The sequence below is a fragment of the Modestobacter sp. VKM Ac-2978 genome, from assembly GCF_026968025.1.
In the GTDB taxonomy this organism is placed as follows: Bacteria; Actinomycetota; Actinomycetes; order Mycobacteriales; family Geodermatophilaceae; genus Modestobacter.
Genome location: NZ_JAPVBP010000002.1, coordinates 646,969 through 666,682 on the forward strand (window position 1 = coordinate 646,969; position 19,714 = coordinate 666,682).

Sequence of the window (19,714 nt, forward strand, 5' to 3'; positions counted from 1 at the left end):
CCCGGCGCACTAGTCTCGACAGGCCCGGCCGACCGGCCGGGACCGTGCCTGACCCCCGGGAGCTCTCGTGTCCAGCCCGCCCTCGCCCACCGCCGCCGCTGCGATCCGGGTGCCGGCCGGGACGACGGCCCTGCAGGCGCTCAAGGACGCCGGGGTGCCGCTGAAGGGCCCGGACGGCGCGGTCGTCGTCCGCGAGCTGGCCTCCGGCGACCTCAAGGACCTCGGCTGGGTCCCGGATGCCGAGGCCGAGGTGGAGCCGGTGACCGCCGCCAGCGCCGACGGTCGGGCGGTGATCCGGCACTCGACCGCCCACGTACTGGCCCAGGCCGTGCAGGACCTGTTCCCGGGCACCCGGCTGGGCATCGGCCCGCCGGTGGAGAACGGGTTCTACTACGACTTCGACCCCGAGCGCCCGTTCACCCCCGAGGACCTGCAGGCGCTGGAGAAGCGCATGCAGGCGATCGTGAAGCAGGGGCAGAACTTCAGCCGCCGGGAGATCGGCGACGACGAGGCCCGGGCCGAGCTGGCGCACGAGCCGTACAAGCTCGAGCTCATCGGGCTCAAGGGCGGTGCCGGCCAGGACGGGGCCGGCGAGGAGGTCGCCGAGGGTGCCGACGTCGAGGTGGGCGGCGCGCAGCTGACCATGTACGACAACCTCGACCCGCGCACCGGCGACCGGCTGTGGACCGACCTGTGCCGCGGCCCGCACCTGCCCCGCACCTCGACCATCCCGGCGTTCTCCCTCACCCGCAGCGCCGCCGCGTACTGGCGGGGGAGTGAGAAGAACCCGCAGCTGCAGCGGGTCTACGGCACCGCGTGGGAGAGCAAGGACGCGCACAAGGCGTACCTGGAGCAGGTCGCCGAGGCCGAGCGCCGCGACCACCGCCGGCTGGGCTCGGAGCTGGACCTGTTCAGCTTCCCGGACGAGGTCGGCTCCGGTCTGGCGGTCTTCCACCCCAAGGGCGGGATCATCCGGCGGGAGCTGGAGAAGTACAGCCAGCGTCGCCACGAGGAGGCCGGCTACTCCTTCGTCAACACCCCGCACATCACCAAGGGGCAGCTGTTCGAGACCTCCGGCCACCTGGACTGGTACGCCGAGGGCATGTACCCGGCGATGCAGCTGGACGAGGAGCGGGACAGCGACGGCAACGTCCGGCGGCAGGGGCAGGACTACTACCTCAAGCCGATGAACTGCCCGATGCACAACCTGGTGTTCGACTCGCGCGGCCGCTCCTACCGCGAGCTCCCGCTCCGGCTGTTCGAGTTCGGCACCGTCTACCGCTACGAGAAGTCCGGCGTCGTCCACGGGCTCACCCGCGCCCGCGGGTTCACCCAGGACGACGCGCACATCTACTGCACCCCCGAGCAGATGGCCGGGGAGCTCCGTGGGCTGCTCGACTTCGTGCTGGGGCTGCTGTCGGACTACGGGTTGAGCGACTTCTACCTGGAGCTGTCCACCCGGAACCCGGAGAAGTCGGTGGGCACCGACGAGGGCTGGGAGCGCGCCACCGAGGCGCTCCGGCAGGCCGCGGTGGACTCCGGGCTGGAGCTGTTCCCCGACCCGGGTGGCGCCGCGTTCTACGGCCCGAAGATCTCCGTCCAGGCCAGGGACGCGATCGGGCGCACCTGGCAGATGTCGACCATCCAGGTGGACTTCAACCTGCCGGAGCGCTTCGGCCTGGAGTACACCGCCGCCGACGGGTCCCGGCAGCGGCCGGTGATGCTGCACCGGGCGCTGTTCGGGTCCATCGAGCGGTTCTTCGGCGTGCTGACCGAGCACTACGCCGGCGCCTTCCCGGCCTGGCTGTCCCCGGTCCAGGTGGTCGGCATCCCGATCACCGACGAGCAGGTGCCGTACCTGACCGACGTCGCCCTGCAGCTGCGTCAGCGCGGCATCCGGGTGGAGGTCGACGACTCCGACGACCGGATGCAGAAGAAGATCCGCACCGCCAGCAAGCAGAAGGTGCCCTTCGTGCTGATCGCCGGGGCCACCGACGCCGAGGCCGGGGCGGTCTCCTTCCGCTACCGGGACGGCTCGCAGCGCAACGGCGTCCCGGTCGCCGAGGCGGTGGCCCAGGTCGCCGCCTGGGTCGAGGGGCGGCACAACACCGACCCGACCGCGGAGACCCCGATGGTGGCCGGATGAGCGAGGACATGGGCCCGGACGTGAGCGAGGGGGCGGCTGCCTACCGGGTCCCGGTGCGCAACGACGACGACGGACCGACGTCCGGCTTCGAGCACCTGTGGACGCCCTACCGGATGGCCTACATCCGCGGGGAGAACAAGCCGAGCGGCGACCACGACTGCCCGTTCTGCCTGATCCCGGCGATGTCGGACGAGGACGGGCTGATCGTGGCCCGGGGCGAGACGGTGTTCGCCGTCCTCAACCTCTACCCGTACAACGCCGGCCACCTGATGGTCGTGCCGTACCGGCACGTCCCCGACTACACCGACCTGACCATCGCCGAGGTCGCCGAGCTCGGCGCCTTCACCCAGACGGCGATGCGCGTGGTGCGGTCGGTCAGCGGCGCGCACGGCTTCAACGTCGGCATGAACCAGGGGTCGGTGGCCGGCGCCGGGATCGCCGACCACCTGCACCAGCACGCCGTGCCGCGCTGGGGTGGGGACACCAACTTCATGCCGGTGATCGGGCTGACCCGGGTGCTGCCGCAGGTGCTGGCCGAGACGCGCGCCCTGCTGGCCGGTGCCTGGCCGGACGCGGGTCAGCCGACCGATCCCGCGCCGCACCCGACGGTGGCCTGAGTGCTCGGCGTCAACCTGCGGCCGGCCGTCGCCCGGTTCTGGGCGCCGGTGGTGCGCGGCCTGGTCCGGGCCGGGGTCACCGCCGACGCGGTCACCCTCACCGGCACCCTCGGCGCGGTGGTCTCCGCGGTCTTCCTGATCGGGAACGGCCAGCTCTTCTGGGGCGCGCTGGCCGTCACCGTCTTCGTGCTGCTGGACATGCTCGACGGCGCCCTGGCCCGGGCCCGCGGCGGCGGTTCGGTGTTCGGCGCGGTGCTGGACTCCACCGGCGACCGGGCCGCCGACGCCGCCATCTTCGGCGGGCTGGTCTGGTGGTACTCCGGGGCGGGGGACAACCGGCTGCTGGTGCTGCTCGCCCTGCTGTGCCTGGTGCTCGGGGTGCTCACCTCCTACGTCAAGGCCCGCGCCGAGGGCGTCGGGCTGTCGGCCGACGTCGGCGTCGTCGAGCGCACCGAGCGGCTGATCCTGGTGCTGGTCGGCACCGGGTTCACCGGCCTGGGCATCCCGTACGCGGTCCACGTCGCCCTCTGGGTGCTGCTGGCCGGCAGCGCGGTGACGGTCGCGCAGCGCTTCGCGGCGGTCCGCCGGGAGTCCCGCGGCCTGCAGCTGCCGGCGTCCTCGCCCGACGAGGCGTCCGGGCGCCCCACGCCGTGAGCCGCCGCGCCGACCTGCTCGCCCGGCTCACCGACGCCGGGTACGCAGCCGGCTGGCGGGTCGTCCGGCTGCTGCCCGAGCCGGTGGCCCGGGCCGGCTCCGCCGCGGGGGGTGCGCTCGCGGTGCGCCGCGGCGGGCGGAGCGCACGGCAGCTGCGGGCGAACCTGGACGCCGTCACCGGCGGCAGCCTCGACGACGCCGCGCTCGACGCCCTCACCCGGCGGGCGATGCAGTCCTACGCCCGGTACTGGCAGGAGGCCTTCCGCCTGCCGACGCTCGCCACCGAGCGGATCCTCGCCGGCTCGGCGATGCGCGGCCGGGAGCACCTGGAGCGGGCCCGCGCGGAGGGCCGCGGCATCGTCCTGGCCCTGCCGCACAGCGGGAACTGGGACGCCGCCGGGGTGTGGCTCATCGCCTGGCTCGGCGGCCCCTTCCTGACCGTCGCCGAGCGGCTGCGGCCGGAGTCGCTGTACCGCCGGTTCGTCGCGTTCCGGGAACGGCTGGGCATGCGGGTCGTGCCGCTGACCGGCGGCGAGCGCCCCAGCTCGACGGTGCTGCGGGAGTGGCTGGCCGACGGCGGGACCGCGTGCCTGCTGATGGACCGCGACCTCTCCGGCAGCGGTGTGCCGGTCACCTTCTTCGGCCGCCGGACGACGATGCCCGGGGGCCCGGCGCTGGTCGCGGCCCAGACCGGGGCCACTCTGCTGCCCGCCGTCTGCCAGTTCGACGGCACGGGGTGGCAGTTCGTCGTCCACCCGCCGGTCCCGCTGGACGGGCCGGGTCGGCTGCGGGACCGGGTGACCTGGGCGACCCAGCAGGTCGCCGACGCCTTCGCCACGACCATCGCCGAGCGCCCCGAGGACTGGCACGTGCTCGGCCGGGTCTGGCCCGAGGTGGGCCCCGAGGGGCGCGCGCCCGCCCTCCCGGCCGTGTCCGCGCCGTCGGCGGAGGTGGGGTGATGCGGATCGGGCTGGTCTGCCCCTACTCGTGGGACGTCCCCGGCGGCGTCCAGTACCACGTGCGCGACCTGGCCGAGACGCTGCGCGCCCTCGGCCACTACGTGGAGGTCCTCACCCCCGCCGAGCACGAGGAGAACCTGCCGGCCGAGCACGTCACCTGGGCCGGCCGGGCGGTGCCGGTCCCGTACAACGGCTCGATGGCGAGCGTCTCCTTCGGCCCGGTCGCGGCGTCCCGGGCCCGGCGCTGGTTGCGGGAGGGGGACTTCGACGTCGTCCACGTGCACGAGCCGGCGTCGGTCTCGCTCTCCCTGCTCGTCTGCGTGATCGCCGACGGCCCGATCGTGGCCACCTTCCACGCGGCGACCACCCGGTCCAAGGTGCTGGCCGCGCTGGGCCCGGTGGCCCGCCCGTGGCTGGAGCGGATCAGCGGGCGGATCGCGGTCTCCGACTTCGCCCGTCGCGTCCAGGTGGAGCACCTGGGCGGGGACGCGGTGGTCATCCCGAACGGGGTGCACGTGGCGGCCTTCGCCGACGGGCCGACGCTGCCCGGCCACGCGCGGGGCACCGAGGCCCCGACGATCGGCTTCCTCGGCCGCTACGACGAGCCGCGCAAGGGCCTGCCCGTGTTGCTGGAGGCGATGCGGACGGTGGTCGCCGAGCACCCGCGGGCCCGCCTGCTCATCGCCGGCCGCGGCGATCCCGACGAGCTGGACGAGCTGGTGGCCGACGACCTGCGTCCGCACGTCACGGTGCTCGGGGAGCTGGACGAGTCGGCCAAGGCGGCCTTCCTCCGCTCGGTCGACGTCTACTGCGCCCCGAACCTGCTGGGGGAGTCCTTCGGCGTGATCCTGCTGGAGGCGATGGGGGCCGGCGCACCGGTGGTCGCCAGCGACCTGGACGCCTTCGCCCGGGTCCTGGAGGACGGCACCGCCGGTGTGCTGGTCAAGCGCGGGGACGCCGCCGCGCTGGCCACGGCGCTCGGTGGCCTGCTGGCCGACCCGGCCCGACGGGCCGAGCTGCAGGCGGCCGGCCGGCGGGCCGTGGCCGACTATGACTGGGCAGTGGTCGCCCAGCGGATCCTCGCCGTCTACGAGACCGTCGCCCCGCCGGGTGGCACCGGGGTCACCGCCTCCGCCGCCGACGACGACGCGCTGCTGGGGAACGTGCCGGACGCCACCGGCGGACTCGGGCCGTCGGGGCCCTTCCGCAGGCGGGCGCGCCGCTAGCCTCGGACCCCATGACCACCGCGACCTGGCTGCTCCTCGCCGCCGGTCTCCTGGTGGTCCTGGTGCTCGGCTGGGCCGGCTGGACGCTCACCCGGTTGCGCCGGCTGGCCGGGCGGGTCCGCCGCGCGCGGGAGGTGCTCGACGCCGGTCTGCTGCGGCGGGCCGAGCTGGCCGCGGCGCTGGCCCGGGAGCACGCCGAGGACCTCGGTCCCGAGCTCGCCGCCGCCCTGGCCACCGCAGCCGCCGGGGCCCGGGCGCCGTCGGCCGGGGACCGGGAGGCCGCCGAGAACCTGCTGGGCCGGCGGCTCCGCCGGGTCCCCGCCGGGGTGCTGACCCCGGAGCTGCAGGACGCCGGCATGCGGGTGGGGCTGGCCCGGCGGTTCTACAACGACGCCGTCCGGGACACCCGGACGTTGCGCCGGGGGCGGCTGGCCCGGGTGCTGCGGCTGCACGCCGACCGGCCGCTGCCCCGGTACTTCGACATCGACGACGGCCTGGACGCGGTGCTCACCGGCCCGGGTCCCGGCGCCGCGCGGTCCGCGGGCTGACCCGCCGTACGCTGGGACGTCCCCTCCCGCCGGTCCCCGGCCCGACGACCTGCGAGGCAGCAGCATGTCCCTGAACCCCAGCGAGCCCACCGGCACCGGCACCGAGCGCGTCAAGCGCGGGATGGCCGAGCAGCTGAAGGGCGGCGTCATCATGGACGTCGTCACCCCCGAGCAGGCCAAGATCGCCGAGGACGCCGGCGCGGTCGCGGTGATGGCGCTGGAGCGGGTGCCCGCCGACATCCGCGTCGAGGGCGGCATCGCCCGGATGAGCGACCCAGACATGATCGAGGGGATCATCGGCGCGGTCTCCATCCCGGTGATGGCCAAGGCCCGGATCGGCCACTTCGTCGAGGCCCAGGTGCTGCAGGCGCTCGGCGTCGACTACGTCGACGAGTCCGAGGTGCTCACCCCGGCCGACGAGGCCCACCACATCGTCAAGAGCGCGTTCACCGTGCCCTTCGTCTGCGGCGCCACCGACCTGGGGGAGGCGCTGCGCCGGATCTCCGAGGGCGCGGCGATGATCCGCTCCAAGGGCGAGGCCGGCACCGGCAACGTGGTCGAGGCCACCCGGCACATGCGGGCGATCCGGGCCGGCATCAAGCGGCTGGGCACCCTGGACGAGACCGAGCTGTTCGTCGCCGCGAAGGAGCTGCGGGCCCCGTACGACCTGGTGGTCGAGGTCGCCCGCACCGGCGCGCTGCCCGTCGTCCTGTTCACCGCCGGCGGCATCGCCACCCCGGCGGACGCGGCGATGATGATGCAGCTGGGCGCCCAGGGCGTCTTCGTCGGCTCGGGCATCTTCAAGTCCGGCGACCCGGCCCAGCGCGCAGCCGCGATCGTGCAGGCCACCACCTTCTTCGACGACCCGTCCGTGATCGCCAAGGTCTCCCGCGGGCTCGGTGAGGCCATGGTCGGCATCAACGTGAGCACGCTGCCGGAGAGCGAGCAGTACGCCAAGCGCGGCTGGTGACCCCGCCGACGATCGGGGTGCTCGCGCTGCAGGGTGACGTGCGCGAGCACCTGGCCGCGCTCCGGGCCGCCGGTGCCGAGGCCCGGCCGGTCCGCCGGCCCGCCGAGCTGGCCGAGGTCGACGGGCTGGTCGTGCCCGGCGGGGAGTCGACCACGATGGGCAAGCTCGCCGAGCGGTTCGGGATGCTCCAGCCGCTGCGGGACGCCGTCCGCGCCGGGTTGCCCGCCTACGGGTCGTGCGCCGGGATGATCATGCTGGCCGACACGGTGCTCGACGCCCCGGCCGACCAGCTGACCATCGGCGGGCTGGACGTGACGGTGCGCCGCAACGCCTTCGGCCGGCAGGTCGACTCCTTCGAGACCGCGGTGCGCCTCGCTGGGGTCCCGGGGCCGCCGGTGCACGCCGTGTTCATCCGCGCGCCGTGGGTCGAGGCGGCCGGGCCGGACGTCGAGGTGCTCGGCCGCGTGGAGGGCGGACCGGCCGACGGTAAGATCGTCGCCGTCCGTCAGGGCCGGCTGGTGGCCACCAGCTTCCACCCCGAGCTGACCGGCGACAGCCGGGTGCACGCGCTGTTCGTGGAGCTGGTGCGGGAGGCGACGGCGATGAGGGCACGAGACCATGCGAGCAGTGCCAGCGCCGGAGCGGACGCGGGCAGTGAGGGGAGAACGTCGTGAGCGGGCATTCCAAGTGGGCGACGACCAAGCACAAGAAGGCCGGCATCGATGCCAAGCGCGGCAAGCTCTTCGCCAAGCTGATCAAGAACATCGAGGTCGCCGCGCGCACCGGTGGCGCTGACCTGTCGGGCAACCCGACGCTCTACGACGCCGTCCAGAAGGCGAAGAAGAGCTCGGTGCCCAACGACAACATCGACCGCGCGGTCAAGCGCGGCGGTGGCCTCGAGGCCGGTGGGGTCGACTACCAGGGGATCACCTACGAGGGCTATGCCGCCGGCGGCGTCGCCGTGCTGATCGAGTGCCTCACCGACAACAAGAACCGGTCGGCGATGGAGGTGCGCACCGCGATGACCCGCAACGGGGGGAACATGGCCGACCCTGGCTCGGTCTCCTACCTCTTCTCCCGCAAGGGCGTCGTCGTCGTCCCCGCGACCGGCACCACCGAGGACGACGTGCTGATGGCCGTGCTGGACGCCGGCGCGGAGGAGGTCCGCGACCTGGGCGACACCTTCGAGGTGGTCTGCGAGCCCACCGACCTGATCGCCGTGCGCACCGCCCTGCAGGACGCCGGCATCGACTACGACTCCGCCGACATGGGCTTCCTGCCCAGCGTGCAGGTCGAGCTGGACGCCGACGGCGCGGGCAAGGTCTTCCGGCTCATCGACGCCCTCGAGGACCTCGACGACGTGCAGAACGTGTACGCGAACTACGACGTCTCCGACGAGGTCATGGAGTCCATCGACGCTTAGCAGAAGGACCCCGCTGCCCCCCACGCTTCGCGAGCTCAGCGCGGGACCCTGCAGCGGGGCCGCTCCGTGACGTCGCGTGGCGTGTCGGTGGGGGACCAGTGGACCTCGGCGGTTAGCGTGGTTCGAACACGTGTTCGCGTCGGCTGGTGGAGGTCCTCATGCGGGTGCTCGGCATCGACCCGGGGCTCACCCGGTGCGGGTGGGGCGTGGTCGAGGGGCGCCCCGGTGCCCGACCGGTGGCCCTGGGGGTCGGCGTCGTCCGCACCTCGCCCGACCTCGACCTGGAACTGCGTCTGCTGGAGGTGCACACCGCCGTGACCGCACTGCTCCGTGAGCACCGGCCGACCGCGGTCGCGATCGAGCGGGTGTTCACCCAGAACAACAAGGGGACGGCGACCGGCACCGCGCAGGCCGCGGGTGTCGCCGCGCTGGCCGCGGCGCAGGCCGACGTGCCGGTGGCCTGGCACACGCCGAGCGAGGTCAAGGCCGCCATCTCCGGCAACGGCCGGGCGGACAAGGACCAGGTCACCCTGATGGTCACCCGTGTCCTGGGGCTCGCCACCGCCCCCAAGCCCGCCGACGCCGCCGACGCCCTGGCCCTGGCCGTCTGCCACGTGTGGCGCGGGCCGGCGCAGCAGCGACTGCGGGTCGCGGCGCTGGCCGGCGGCATCGGCGCGCCGGTCCGCCCGGCGACCCTGCCCCGCTGGACGGGGGTGTCGGCGCGATGATCGCCTCGGTGAACGGCCGGGTCGCCGCGGTCTCGCCCGATGGCGCCGTCGTCGAGGTCGGCGGCGTGGGCCTGTCCGTGCAGTGCACCCCCGGCACGATCGCCCGGCTGGCGGTGGGGGAGCAGGCCCGGCTGTCGACCAGCCTGGTGGTCCGCGAGGACTCGCTGACCCTCTACGGCTTCGCCGACGACGACGAGCGGCAGCTGTTCGAACTGCTCCAGACCGCCAACGGCGTGGGCCCGCGGCTCGCCCAGGCGGTGCTGGCGATCCACCCACCCCGCGAGGTGCGCCGCGCGGTGTCCATGGGCGACCTCAAGGCGCTGATGCAGGTGCCCGGGATCGGCAAGAAGGGCGCCGAGCGGCTGGTGCTGGAGCTCCGCGACCGGCTGGGCACGACGGCCTCGGACACCTCGCTGGACGGCCCGCCGGCGGCCGGTCTCGGCGCGGTCACCCCGGTGGCCCCCTGGCGCGACCAGCTCACCGCGGCCCTGGTCGGGCTCGGCTGGACGAGCCGGGAGGCGGAGACGGCGCTCACCGCCCTCGAGCCGGTGGCCGAGGAGCAGCAGCTGGCCGGCGGCGTCCAGGTCGCGATCCTCCTCCGCCAGGCGCTGCAGATCCTGGGGCGGTCGTGAGCAGCCCGTTCGACCGCGGGCTGTCCGCCGCCGACGCCGGGCCGGGGCGGTTCCCCGACGACCCCGTCGACCCCAGGGCCGGCGACGAGGAGCGGGTCGTCGAGACCGCGCTGCGCCCGCACTCGCTGACCGACTTCATCGGCCAGCCGAAGGTCGCCCGCCAGCTGGACCTGGTGCTGGAGGGCGCGAAGCGCCGTGGCCGGCCGCCGGACCACGTGCTGCTCTCCGGCCCGCCCGGACTGGGCAAGACCAGCCTGGCCCTGATCATCGGCTCCGAGCTCGGCACCGCGGTGAAGATCACCAGTGGGCCGGCGATCGAACGCTCCGGTGACCTGGCCGCGATGCTGTCCAACCTCGGCCCCGGTGACGTGCTGTTCATCGACGAGATCCACCGCATCGCCCGGCCGGCCGAGGAACTGCTCTACATGGCGATGGAGGACTTCCGGGTCGACGTCGTCGTCGGCAAGGGGCCGGGCGCCACGGCCATCCCGCTGGAGATCCACCCGTTCACCCTGGTCGGGGCCACCACCCGGGCCGGGCTGCTCACCGGCCCGCTGCGCGACCGGTTCGGCTTCGTCGGGCAGATGGAGTTCTACGAGGTCGCCGACCTGCAGCGGGTGCTGGCCCGCAGTGCCGACCTGCTCGGGGTCGAGCTGTCCCCGGATGGGTCGCTGGAGATCGCCGGGCGGTCCCGCGGCACCCCGCGGATCGCCAACCGGTTGCTGCGCCGGGTGCGCGACTTCGCCGAGGTGCGCGCCGACGGGCGGGTCACGCTCGAGGTGGCCCGGGCCGCGCTGGCGCTCTACGACGTCGACGACCTGGGTCTGGACCGGCTGGACCGGTCGGTGCTCGACGCGCTGGTGACCAAGTTCGGTGGCGGCCCGGTCGGGGTGGCCACCCTCGCGGTCGCCGTGGGGGAGGAGCCGCACACCGTCGAGGAGGTCTGCGAGCCCTTCCTGGTGCGCGCCGGGCTGCTCGCGCGCACGCCCCGCGGCCGGGTCGCCACCGAGGCGGCCTTCCGGCACCTGGGCCACCCGGTGCCCCGCGGTGGCGTCTCACTCGGCGGGGGCGCAGCCGACCCGCCGTCGGACGGGGCGTCGTCACAGACCCTGTTCGACGCCTAGACTCCTCCGCGCTGGCGCGCAACCCGGCTGCGGCCGGGGCGCCCCGCCCCGGAGCCACTCCCTGCGCAGGTGGGCGTGCGCCGGCGCCGATGTACCCGAGCGGCCCGATCCCGGGCCGCACCCACCGCGCGACTCGCTGCGGTAGAGAGGCTCACCCGTCGTGGAACAGTTCTTCCCCTTGATCCTGCTCGTCCTGGCGTTCGCCCTGCTGATCGTGCTGCCCGCCCGGCAGCGCAAGAAGATGCAGGCGAAGGCGGAGGCGCTGCAGGCCTCGCTGACCGTGGGCACCCCGGTCATGCTGACCAGCGGGATCCACGGCACCGTCGCCTCGCTCGGTGAGGGCACCGTCGGCCTGGAGGTCGCCCCGGGCGTCGTCATCACCGTGGCCCGCCCAGCGGTCATGGAGGTCCGCCAGCCGGCGTCCGGCGCCGTCCCGCCCCAGGGGGCGACCGGCACCATCGACGGCGACGGCGACCCCACCGACCGCACCCGCTGAGCCGGGTCGACGCATGGCCGCCCGCCAGCTCCCCGCCCGCCGCTACTTCGCGGCGTTCCTCGCGATCGTCGCGGGGCTGTACGCCCTGGTCTTCCTGACCGGCGACCAGCGCACCCCCCAGCTCGGACTCGACCTGCAGGGCGGGACGACGGTGACCCTCGCCGCCCGCACGCCGGACGGCCAGGCCCCGGACCAGGAGGACCTCGAGCTCGCCCGCCAGATCATCGAGCAGCGGGTCAACGGCCTGGGCGTGGCCGAGGCCGAGGTCGTCACCGAGGGCGACAGCAACATCGTCATCTCCGTGCCGGGCGACGACGGCGAGCGGGCCCGGGAGCTGGGCGCCACCGCGCAGCTGCGCTTCCGGCCGGTCCTCGGCGGTCCCGAGCCGGCGGCCGCTGCCGACCCCGAGGCGACCGACCCGGCGGCCACGGACCCCGCGGCCACCGACCCGGCGGCGACCGACCCGGCGACCGACCCCGAGTCGACCGACCCCGAGTCGACCGACCCGGCAGCGACGGACCCGGCGGCCGACCCGGCAGCCACGGACCCCGCCGCCACCGAGCCGGCCGTCGCCGACCCGGACGCACCGGCCGTCACCCAGGAGGAGGCGATCGCCGAGTACGCGACGCTCACCTGTGACACCACGACCACCGAGATCGACCAGCCCGACTCCTTCATCGCCGCCTGTTCCGACGACGGGACCGCCAAGTTCCTGCTCGGTCCGGCCGTCATCGAGGGCACCGACGTCGCCGACGCCACGTCCGGTACCGAGGTGGGCACCGGCGAGTGGGTCGTCAACCTGGACTTCACGTCGGCGGGCTCCGCCGCGTGGGCGGAGTACACGACCGCCAACGTCGGCAACAACGTGGCGATCACGCTGGACGGACGGGTCGTGTCGGCGCCGACGATCAACTCGGCCATCGCCGGGGGCACCACCCAGATCACCGGCAGCTTCGACCAGGCTGCCGCCACCGAGCTGGCCAACCAGCTGCGGTACGGCGCCCTGCCGCTGACGTTCAGCGAGGCGACCGCGCAGTCCATCACCACCGAGCTGGGCAGCGAGCAGTTGCGCGCCGGGCTCATCGCCGGTGCGATCGGCGTCGCGCTGGTGTTCGTCTACGCGCTGCTCTACTACCGACTGCTCGGCCTGGTCATGATCGCCAGCCTGGTGCTGTCGGCCGTCGTGATCTACGCCTGCCTGGTGCTGCTCAGCCGGGAGATCGGCTTGGCGCTGAGCCTCGCCGGGATCGCCGGGTTCATCGTGTCCATCGGCATCACCGCCGACTCGTTCGTCGTCTACTTCGAACGGCTCAAGGACGAGGTGCGCGAGGGGCGCAGCCTGCGCAGTGCCACGCCACGTGCCTGGGTGCGGGCCCGCCGGACGATCCTGTCCGCCGACGCGGTGAGCTTCCTCGCCGCCGCCATCCTCTACTGGCTGGCCATCGGCGACGTGAAGGGCTTCGCGTTCACCCTCGGCCTGTCCACGGTGCTCGACCTGATCGTCGTCTTCCTCTTCACCCATCCGCTCATGGCGGTGCTCAGCCGGGTCAAGGGCTTCGGGAGCAACCGCTTCTCCGGGCTCGGCCAGGTCGACCACAGCCGGCGCCCCGCCGGGCCGCCGCTGGGCGACCGCGAGCTGGTCGGCGCCGCCACCGGCAGCAGCACGAACGGGAGCAACCGATGACCCCCCGCGACCGGGCCGGCGCCGACGGCGCCGTCCCCGACGGTCTCACCCCGGAGGAGGCGCCGATGCCGGCGCACACCGGCGCGACCGCCGCCGGCGTCCCGGCGCAGGGCGCCGACGAGGCGCCGGCCGTCCCGGCCGACGAGCGGGTGGCCGTCCCGGCCGACGAGCGGGTGGGCGTCCCGGCCGACGAGCGGGTGGACGCGACGGCGGACGAGGAGGTCGACGACGCCGAGGTGCGCGACGAGGCGGCCGGGGACAGCACCGGCGACCAGGCGCTCGCCGACGCCGGGCTCCCGGCCGAGGGGACGGCCCCGGTCGCGACCCCGGGACGGTCGCGGGCGTCGCTGGCCCACCGCCTCTACAACGGCGAGGCCGGCCTGGACGTGGTCGGCCGGCGGCGCTTCTGGTTCCGGGTGACCGCCGTCGTGATGCTGCTGTGCGTCGCGGCCATGGTCTTCCGCGGGTTCAACTTCGGCATCGAGTTCGCCGGCGGCAACAGCGTGCGGGTGGCGGCCACCAGCGCGGAGCTCGGTGACGTCCGGCAGGCCGCCGAGGACGCCGGGGCCCAGGTGTCCAGCGCCCAGGTGGTCGGCGGTGACTCCGTGCTGCTGCGCACCAGCGCCCTGGACGAGGAGACCGAGACCGCCGTCGTGGCCGCGGTCGCCGACGCCGCCGGCGTCGACCAGTCCCAGGTCAGCCAGCAGTCGGTGAGCGCGGACTGGGGCGGCGACGTCACCAACCAGGCGCTCATCGCGCTCGCCGTCTTCCTGGTCGCGGTGGTCGCCTTCCTCGCCGTGCGGTTCCGGCCGACGATGGCGATCGCCGCCATCGTCGCGCTGCTGCACGACATCGTCGTCACCGCCGGCATCTACGCGCTGGTCGGGTTCGAGGTCTCGCCGTCGACGGTCATCGGATTGCTCACCATCCTGGGCTTCTCGCTGTACGACACCGTCGTGGTGTTCGACAAGGTCGACGAGAACACCAAGGACCTGGAGAAGAACGCCCGGTCGACCTACGGCGAGGCCGCGAACCTGGCGGTCAACCAGACGCTGATGCGCTCGATCAACACCTCGGTCATCGCGCTGCTGCCGGTGGCCGGGCTGCTGTTCGTCGGCGCCGGGCTGCTCGGGGCGGGCACGCTGAAGGACCTCGCCCTGGTGCTCTTCGTCGGCCTGGCCGCCGGCACGTACAGCTCGATCTTCCTGGCCACCCCGGTCCTCGCCGAGCTGGAGGAGCGCCGGCCCGAGCAGCAGGCGCTGCGCCGGCGGGTGCTCGCCCGCCGATCGGCCGAGGCCCGCCAGGGCGGCGCCCTGGTCGATGCCCCCGTGGCGACGGCCCGGCGGGGGAGCGGGGCCACCCGGCGGTCCGCGGTGGCGCTCGCCGAGCGGGACGAGGCCCTACCCGAACAGCCGACGGCGGACGTGCCGATCGAGTCGCCGGCGTCGGTGCGGCCCGGCGTCCGGGGCGGGACGACCACGCCCCGGCCCGGTCAGCGGCCGACCCGGCCGGGACAGCGTCCGGCCGGCCGGAAGCGGCGATGAGCACCCTCCGGGACGGCGAGCTGCCGATCGAGGAGCTGATCGCCACCTTCTCGGTGGACGTGCCCGACTTCCCCGCGCCCGGGGTGCTGTTCCGCGACCTGACCCCGGTCTTCGCCGATGCCGGGGCGTTCCGGCGGGTCGTCGACGCGCTCACCGAGCCCGCCGACGTCGACCCGCGGGCGGCTGCGCTGGGCCGGGCCGACGGTGGGCCGGGCTTCGACGTCGTCGCCGGCGTCGAGGCGCGCGGGTTCCTGCTCGCGGCGGCCGTCGCTCTGGACGCCGGGACCGGCGTCCTCCCGGTGCGCAAGGCCGGCAAACTGCCCCGCGAGGTCGTCTCGGCCGAGTACGCGCTGGAGTACGGGACGGCGACCCTGGAGCTGCACACCGACTCGATCACGCCCGGTCAGCGGGTGCTGCTCGTCGACGACGTGCTGGCCACCGGGGGCACGCTGCAGGCCGCGATCGCCCTGGTCGAGCAGCTCGGCGGGGTGGTGACCGCGGTCGCCGTCGTCGTGGAGCTCATGGCGCTCGGCGGGCGGGAGCGCATCGCGCCGCACCCGGTGCACGCGCTCTGGCGGGTCTGAGCCCGACAGCACCCCACCCCCGGGTGAGCGCAGGGCGCGAGACCCGGCGGGGCGCGGCTAGCATGGGAGGGGTCCACCTCCTCAACAGTGCAGGAGCACCCGTGGCCTCTGACGTCGTCGCACCGCAGACGTCCGGCGCGCCTGCCGTCGAGGAGGCGCCGCCCCGGGTGGCGCTGCCCGAGCGGCCCGCCGTCCGTCGTCCCGACGACGTGGCCCCCGAGCCGGGCGGGGAGGCCGAGACCGCGCCCCGCCGCCGGGTCCGCGACCGGCTGGCCCGGCGGATCGTCGCCGGGCAGCGCTCCACCGGCATCCGCCCGGTGCTCGAGCCGCTGTCGGTGCTGCACCGCCAGAGCCACCCGAAGGCCGACCTCGCCCTGCTGCAGCGGGCCTACGACGTCGCCGAGGAGGCGCACGCCGAGCAGAAGCGCAAGAGTGGCGACCCCTACATCACCCATCCGCTCGCCGTCGCCACCGTGCTGGCCGGGCTGGGGATGGACACCACGACGCTGGTCGCCGCGCTGCTGCACGACACGGTCGAGGACACCGGCACCACGCTGGAGTCGATCACCGCCGACTTCGGCCCCCAGGTGGCGCACCTGGTCGACGGCGTCACCAAGATCGACAAGGTCAAGTTCGGCGACGGCGCCCAGGCCGAGACGATCCGCAAGATGATCGTGGCGATGTCCCGCGACCCGCGGGTGCTGGTCATCAAGCTCGCCGACCGGCTGCACAACATGCGCACGCTGCGCTTCCTCCCGCCGGAGAAGCAGGAGAAGAAGGCGCGCGAGACGCTGGAGATCCTCGCCCCGCTGGCCCACCGGCTGGGCATGAACACGATCAAGTGGGAGCTCGAGGACCTCGCGTTCGCCACGCTGTACCCCAAGCGGTACGACGAGATCGTGCGCCTGGTGGCCGAGCGTGCGCCGTCCCGGGACACCTACCTGGCCGAGGTCACCTCGGCGGTCACCGAGCAGCTGAAGGCGGCCAAGATCGAGGCCGCCGTCACCGGCCGGCCCAAGCACTACTACTCGATCTACCAGAAGATGATCGTCCGCGGCCGGGACTTCACCGACATCTGGGACCTGGTCGGCATCCGGATCCTGGTCGAGTCCGTCCGCGACGTGTACGCGGCGCTGGGCATCATGCACGCGCACTGGCAGCCGGTGCCGGGCCGCTTCAAGGACTTCGTGGCGATGCCGAAGTTCAACATGTACCAGTCGCTGCACACGACGGTCATCGGTCCGCAGGGCAAGCCGGTCGAGCTGCAGATCCGCACGCACGACATGCACCGCACCGCGGAGTACGGGATCGCGGCGCACTGGAAGTACAAGGACAAGGCCCGCGCCGCCGGCGGCAAGGCCGACCTGGCGCCGGCGCCGGGTGCGCCGGGCGACGACATGCTCTGGCTCCGCCAGTTGCTCGACTGGCAGCGCGAGGCGCAGGAGCCCGGCGAGTTCCTGGAGACACTGCGCTACGACCTCGGTCCGCAGGAGGTCTTCGTCTTCACGCCCAAGGGCGACGTGATCAGCCTGCCGGGGGAGTCGACGCCGGTCGACTTCGCCTACGCGGTGCACACCGAGGTAGGGCACCGGTGCATCGGCGCCCGGGTCAACGGCAACCTGGTCTCCCTGGACAGCCGGCTGTCGAACGGCGACGTCGTGGAGGTCTTCACCTCCCGCTCGCCGAGCGCCGCTCCCTCACAGGACTGGCTGTCCTTCGTCGGCAGCTCGCGGGCCCGCACCAAGATCCGCCAGTGGTTCACCAAGGAGCGTCGCGAGGACGCCGTCGAGGCCGGCAAGGACGCGCTGACCAAGGCGATGCGCAAGGCCGGCCTGCCGCTGCAGCGCCTGCTGGGTGGGGAGTCGCTGGCCACCCTCGCCGCCGACCTGCACTACCCCGACGTCAGCGCGCTGTACGCCGCCGTGGGGGAGAACCAGGTCTCCGCGCACTCGCTGGTCGAGAAGCTGCTCACCGCACTCGGCGGCTCCGAGGGCGCGGCCGAGGACATCGCCGAGACCGCGATCCCGACCAAGCGCACCGTCGCCCGCACCGCCAGCGGCGACCCGGGGATCGTCGTGCACGGCATGACCGACGTGTGGGCCAAGCTCGCCAAGTGCTGCACCCCGGTGCCCGGCGACGACATCCTGGGCTTCGTGACCCGGGGTGGCGGGGTGAGCGTGCACCGCACCGACTGCACCAACGCCGCGGACCTGCAGGCCAAGCCCGAGCGGCTGGTCGAGGTCGACTGGGCCTCCCAGCCCGGGGCGGTGTTCCTGGTCGCGATCCAGGTCGAGGCGCTGGACCGGCACCGGCTGCTCTCCGACGTCACTCGGGCGCTGGCCGACGAGCGGGTCAACATCCTCTCCGCCTCGGTGCAGACCAGCCGGGACCGGGTGGCGATCAGCCGGTTCACCTTCGAGCTGGCCGACCCGGCGCACCTGGGCTCGGTGCTGCAGACGGTCCGCAACGTCGACGGCGTCTTCGACGTGGAGCGCGTCACCGCCTGATGGACGTCCGGGGGGTCGACCCGCGGGACGTGCGCTGGGAGGTCGACCAACCGCGGTACCGCGTCCACTTCTGGACCGACTCGGCCGACCCGATGGGCATGCGGGTCTGCGACGAGTACGAGCTCGCCGGCCCCGACATGGCCGCGGTGTCGGTGTTCGCCTGGGCCGCCGAGCAGGCAGGAGAACGCCGCGCCGACTGGTTCGAGGTGTTCGTCGTCGTCGACCACGTGCCCGGCGACCGCGGGCTCGTGCGGCTCACGCCGTCCCGCTGACGGCCGGGCCGACGGTCGGTCAGCCGCGGCGGGTGGCGACGACGGCGTAGAGGGGGTCGCCGACGCCCAGGGCGGTCCGCAGCTGGATGGTCGGCTCGGTGAAGCGGCCGCTCCGGCGCACCAGCTCGGAGATGACGGCGCCGTGCTGGTCGTCGTCGGTGGCCAGCCACCCGCGGACGGCCTTGGTGGGGAAGCACCGGTTGGAGAAGGTCACCGCCAGCACCCCGCCCGGGCGCAGCACCCGGCCCAGCTCGGCCAGCACCTCGACCGGCCGGGTGAGGTAGTCGATCGACACGCAGCACACCGCCGCGTCGACATCGTCGTCGGGCAGCGGGACGGTCGGGTCGGCGTTCAGGTCGTGCACCAGGCGCGTGGTGGCCGCGGGGTTCGCCGCGAGCTCGTCGGCGTTCATGCCCAGCACGACCAGGTCGGCTGGCGGGGTGCGGAAGTGCGACACCCAGGAGGACATCAGGTCCAGCACGCGGGTCGGCCGGGGCGCCGACCCGTCGATGCCCAGCTCGGCGTAGAGGTCCCCGACCGCGGCGACCGCCGCCTCGTCGATGTGGGTCACCAGCCGGGGCCGGTCGTAGAAGCGCGCGTCCGGGCCGTCGTCGCTGCGGTCGAAGAAGCCCGGGGGGAAGCCCGCGTACGGGTCGGCGTCCATGGCCCCAGTGTGGCCGCGGACGCAGGAGGGCCCGGCCTCCAGGTGGAGACCGGGCCCTCCCGCCGCGTGCGCTACTGCTGGACGGTGGCCGACTCGATCGTCACCGGCTGGGCCGGGGCGCCGTCGGTGGCGCCGCCCTCGATGCCGGCGGCCGCGATCGCGTCCAGCGTCGCCAGCCCGGCCTCGTCGACGGTGCCGACGACGGTGTAGTCCGGCTGCAGCTGGCTGTCGGCGTAGACCAGGAAGAACTGGCTGGCGTCGGTGCCCTGCCCGGCGTTGGCCATCGCGAGCGTGCCGCGCGGGTAGGTCTCCTCGCCGGTCACCTGGGTCGGGAAGTCGTAGGTCGGGCCGCCGGTACCGGTGCCGCTGGGGTCACCGCACTGCAGCACGCTCAGCCCGCCGCTGGTCAGCCGGTGGCAGGGCGACCCCTCGAAGAAGCCCTGCTGCGCCAGGTAGACCATGCTCGCCGCGGCGCAGGGCGCGTTCTCCTGGTCCAGGGTCAGCCCGATGTCCCCGGCGGAGGTGGCCAGCGTCAGGCCCGTGGTACCGGTCGTCGGCACCTCGGCCGGCGGGACGCCGACGTCGGTGAGGGTGTCGCTGCCGGAGGTGTCCGGGACGAAGTCGCAGGTCCCGTCGCTGCCGTCGACCACCGGGGCAGCGGTGGTGGTCTCGGGGGCGGCCGCGGTGTCGGGCTCCTCGTCGTCGCCCAGGCCGGTGATGAGGAACAGCGCGGCGACCACGGCGACGACGGCGAGGACGGTCACCCCGATCAGCGTGTTGCGCCGGCGCTTCTGGGCGAGCTCCTCGCGCCGCTCGAGCTGGCGCTGCAGCCGTCGCTGCGCAGCCTCACGACGCTGCTTGTTGGTCGGCACTCTTCTCGGCTCCTCGGGCTCTGCGCTGCGCCGGGGGCGGCCGCGACCTGGGCCGCGCGCCCAC

The 19,714-nt window shown here is 74.2% G+C and carries 20 protein-coding genes; 18 read left to right on the forward strand and 2 right to left on the reverse strand.

The window, feature by feature from the left end; all coding sequences use genetic code 11:
• Positions 1-67: 67 nt before the first annotated feature.
• The 18 genes from thrS to O2W53_RS06995 all read left to right on the forward strand — a co-directional run bounded on the left by thrS (position 68) and on the right by O2W53_RS06995 (position 18,114).
• On the forward strand, positions 68-2,146 hold the full coding sequence (gene thrS / locus O2W53_RS06910) for a threonine--tRNA ligase (RefSeq protein WP_269162261.1): 2,079 nt from the start codon (positions 68-70) through the stop codon (positions 2,144-2,146).
• Positions 2,143-2,763, forward strand: a complete 621-nt coding sequence (locus O2W53_RS06915; RefSeq protein WP_269162262.1) for an HIT family protein — start codon at positions 2,143-2,145, stop codon at positions 2,761-2,763. The genes thrS and O2W53_RS06915 overlap by 4 nt, the downstream gene beginning before the upstream one ends.
• On the forward strand, positions 2,764-3,417 hold the full coding sequence (gene pgsA / locus O2W53_RS06920; protein WP_269162263.1) for a phosphatidylinositol phosphate synthase: 654 nt from the start codon (positions 2,764-2,766) through the stop codon (positions 3,415-3,417). It abuts the gene before it with no gap.
• Complete coding sequence (locus O2W53_RS06925; protein WP_269162264.1) at positions 3,414-4,376, forward strand: phosphatidylinositol mannoside acyltransferase; 963 nt, start codon at positions 3,414-3,416, stop codon at positions 4,374-4,376. Before pgsA ends, O2W53_RS06925 begins: the two co-directional genes overlap by 4 nt.
• Positions 4,376-5,602 carry a glycosyltransferase family 4 protein gene (locus O2W53_RS06930; RefSeq protein WP_269162265.1) on the forward strand — a complete coding sequence of 409 codons (1,227 nt, stop codon included), beginning with the start codon at positions 4,376-4,378 and terminating at the stop codon, positions 5,600-5,602. The genes O2W53_RS06925 and O2W53_RS06930 overlap by 1 nt, the downstream gene beginning before the upstream one ends.
• An 11-nt stretch (positions 5,603-5,613) precedes the next feature.
• The gene (locus O2W53_RS06935; protein ID WP_269162266.1) at positions 5,614-6,150 is read left to right on the forward strand and encodes a hypothetical protein; all 537 of its coding nucleotides are present in this window, start codon (positions 5,614-5,616) and stop codon (positions 6,148-6,150) included.
• Positions 6,151-6,214: 64 nt separating this feature from the next.
• On the forward strand, positions 6,215-7,120 hold the full coding sequence (pdxS, locus tag O2W53_RS06940) for a pyridoxal 5'-phosphate synthase lyase subunit PdxS (protein ID WP_269162267.1): 906 nt from the start codon (positions 6,215-6,217) through the stop codon (positions 7,118-7,120).
• On the forward strand, positions 7,117-7,794 hold the full coding sequence (pdxT, locus tag O2W53_RS06945) for a pyridoxal 5'-phosphate synthase glutaminase subunit PdxT (protein WP_269162268.1): 678 nt from the start codon (positions 7,117-7,119) through the stop codon (positions 7,792-7,794). The genes pdxS and pdxT overlap by 4 nt, the downstream gene beginning before the upstream one ends.
• A complete protein-coding gene (locus O2W53_RS06950) occupies positions 7,791-8,543 on the forward strand; it encodes a YebC/PmpR family DNA-binding transcriptional regulator (RefSeq protein ID WP_269162269.1) in 753 nt (250 codons plus the stop codon). The genes pdxT and O2W53_RS06950 overlap by 4 nt, the downstream gene beginning before the upstream one ends.
• 146 nt (positions 8,544-8,689) lie before the next feature.
• Positions 8,690-9,271 carry a crossover junction endodeoxyribonuclease RuvC gene (ruvC, locus tag O2W53_RS06955; protein WP_231558013.1) on the forward strand — a complete coding sequence of 194 codons (582 nt, stop codon included), beginning with the start codon at positions 8,690-8,692 and terminating at the stop codon, positions 9,269-9,271.
• Entirely contained in the window at positions 9,268-9,903 is a 636-nt protein-coding gene (ruvA, locus tag O2W53_RS06960; RefSeq protein ID WP_269162270.1) for a Holliday junction branch migration protein RuvA, read from the forward strand. Before ruvC ends, ruvA begins: the two co-directional genes overlap by 4 nt.
• Positions 9,900-11,027, forward strand: a complete 1,128-nt coding sequence (gene ruvB, locus O2W53_RS06965; protein WP_331253784.1) for a Holliday junction branch migration DNA helicase RuvB — start codon at positions 9,900-9,902, stop codon at positions 11,025-11,027. Before ruvA ends, ruvB begins: the two co-directional genes overlap by 4 nt.
• Positions 11,028-11,187: 160 nt before the next feature.
• Positions 11,188-11,523 (forward strand): preprotein translocase subunit YajC, encoded by a 336-nt coding sequence (yajC, locus tag O2W53_RS06970; RefSeq protein ID WP_269162271.1) that lies wholly within the window; start codon positions 11,188-11,190, stop codon positions 11,521-11,523.
• 13 nt (positions 11,524-11,536) lie between these two features.
• The gene (gene secD / locus O2W53_RS06975) at positions 11,537-13,207 is read left to right on the forward strand and encodes a protein translocase subunit SecD (RefSeq protein ID WP_269162272.1); all 1,671 of its coding nucleotides are present in this window, start codon (positions 11,537-11,539) and stop codon (positions 13,205-13,207) included.
• Complete coding sequence (gene secF / locus O2W53_RS06980) at positions 13,204-14,751, forward strand: protein translocase subunit SecF (RefSeq protein ID WP_269162273.1); 1,548 nt, start codon at positions 13,204-13,206, stop codon at positions 14,749-14,751. Before secD ends, secF begins: the two co-directional genes overlap by 4 nt.
• A complete protein-coding gene (locus O2W53_RS06985; protein ID WP_331253785.1) occupies positions 14,748-15,335 on the forward strand; it encodes an adenine phosphoribosyltransferase in 588 nt (195 codons plus the stop codon). Before secF ends, O2W53_RS06985 begins: the two co-directional genes overlap by 4 nt.
• 101 nt (positions 15,336-15,436) lie before the next feature.
• Positions 15,437-17,842, forward strand: coding sequence for a RelA/SpoT family protein (locus tag O2W53_RS06990; protein ID WP_269162274.1), 2,406 nt, complete (start codon positions 15,437-15,439; stop codon positions 17,840-17,842).
• Entirely contained in the window at positions 17,842-18,114 is a 273-nt protein-coding gene (locus tag O2W53_RS06995) for a hypothetical protein (RefSeq protein WP_269162275.1), read from the forward strand. The genes O2W53_RS06990 and O2W53_RS06995 overlap by 1 nt, the downstream gene beginning before the upstream one ends.
• 19 nt (positions 18,115-18,133) lie before the next feature.
• Here O2W53_RS06995 and O2W53_RS07000 read toward each other — a convergent pair whose 3' ends face one another.
• Both O2W53_RS07000 and O2W53_RS07005 read right to left on the reverse strand, forming a co-directional pair.
• On the reverse strand, positions 18,134-18,778 hold the full coding sequence (locus O2W53_RS07000; protein ID WP_269162276.1) for a methyltransferase domain-containing protein: 645 nt from the start codon (positions 18,776-18,778) through the stop codon (positions 18,134-18,136).
• Positions 18,779-18,849: 71 nt separating this feature from the next.
• Positions 18,850-19,650 (reverse strand): peptidylprolyl isomerase, encoded by an 801-nt coding sequence (locus O2W53_RS07005; RefSeq protein WP_269162277.1) that lies wholly within the window; start codon positions 19,648-19,650, stop codon positions 18,850-18,852.
• Between the last annotated feature and the right edge of the window lie 64 nt (positions 19,651-19,714).

Coding starts and splice junctions, on each gene's coding strand:
- O2W53_RS07000 (WP_269162276.1), bottom strand. CDS start 18,778: ATGGACGCCGACCCGTACGCGGGCTTCCCCCCGGGCTTCTTCGACCGC.
- O2W53_RS06995 (WP_269162275.1), top strand. CDS start 17,842: ATGGACGTCCGGGGGGTCGACCCGCGGGACGTGCGCTGGGAGGTCGAC.
- O2W53_RS06985 (WP_331253785.1), top strand. CDS start 14,748: ATGAGCACCCTCCGGGACGGCGAGCTGCCGATCGAGGAGCTGATCGCC.
- O2W53_RS06935 (WP_269162266.1), top strand. CDS start 5,614: ATGACCACCGCGACCTGGCTGCTCCTCGCCGCCGGTCTCCTGGTGGTC.
- pdxS (WP_269162267.1), top strand. CDS start 6,215: ATGTCCCTGAACCCCAGCGAGCCCACCGGCACCGGCACCGAGCGCGTC.
- secF (WP_269162273.1), top strand. CDS start 13,204: ATGACCCCCCGCGACCGGGCCGGCGCCGACGGCGCCGTCCCCGACGGT.
- O2W53_RS06915 (WP_269162262.1), top strand. CDS start 2,143: ATGAGCGAGGACATGGGCCCGGACGTGAGCGAGGGGGCGGCTGCCTAC.
- ruvA (WP_269162270.1), top strand. CDS start 9,268: ATGATCGCCTCGGTGAACGGCCGGGTCGCCGCGGTCTCGCCCGATGGC.
- secD (WP_269162272.1), top strand. CDS start 11,537: ATGGCCGCCCGCCAGCTCCCCGCCCGCCGCTACTTCGCGGCGTTCCTC.
- O2W53_RS06930 (WP_269162265.1), top strand. CDS start 4,376: ATGCGGATCGGGCTGGTCTGCCCCTACTCGTGGGACGTCCCCGGCGGC.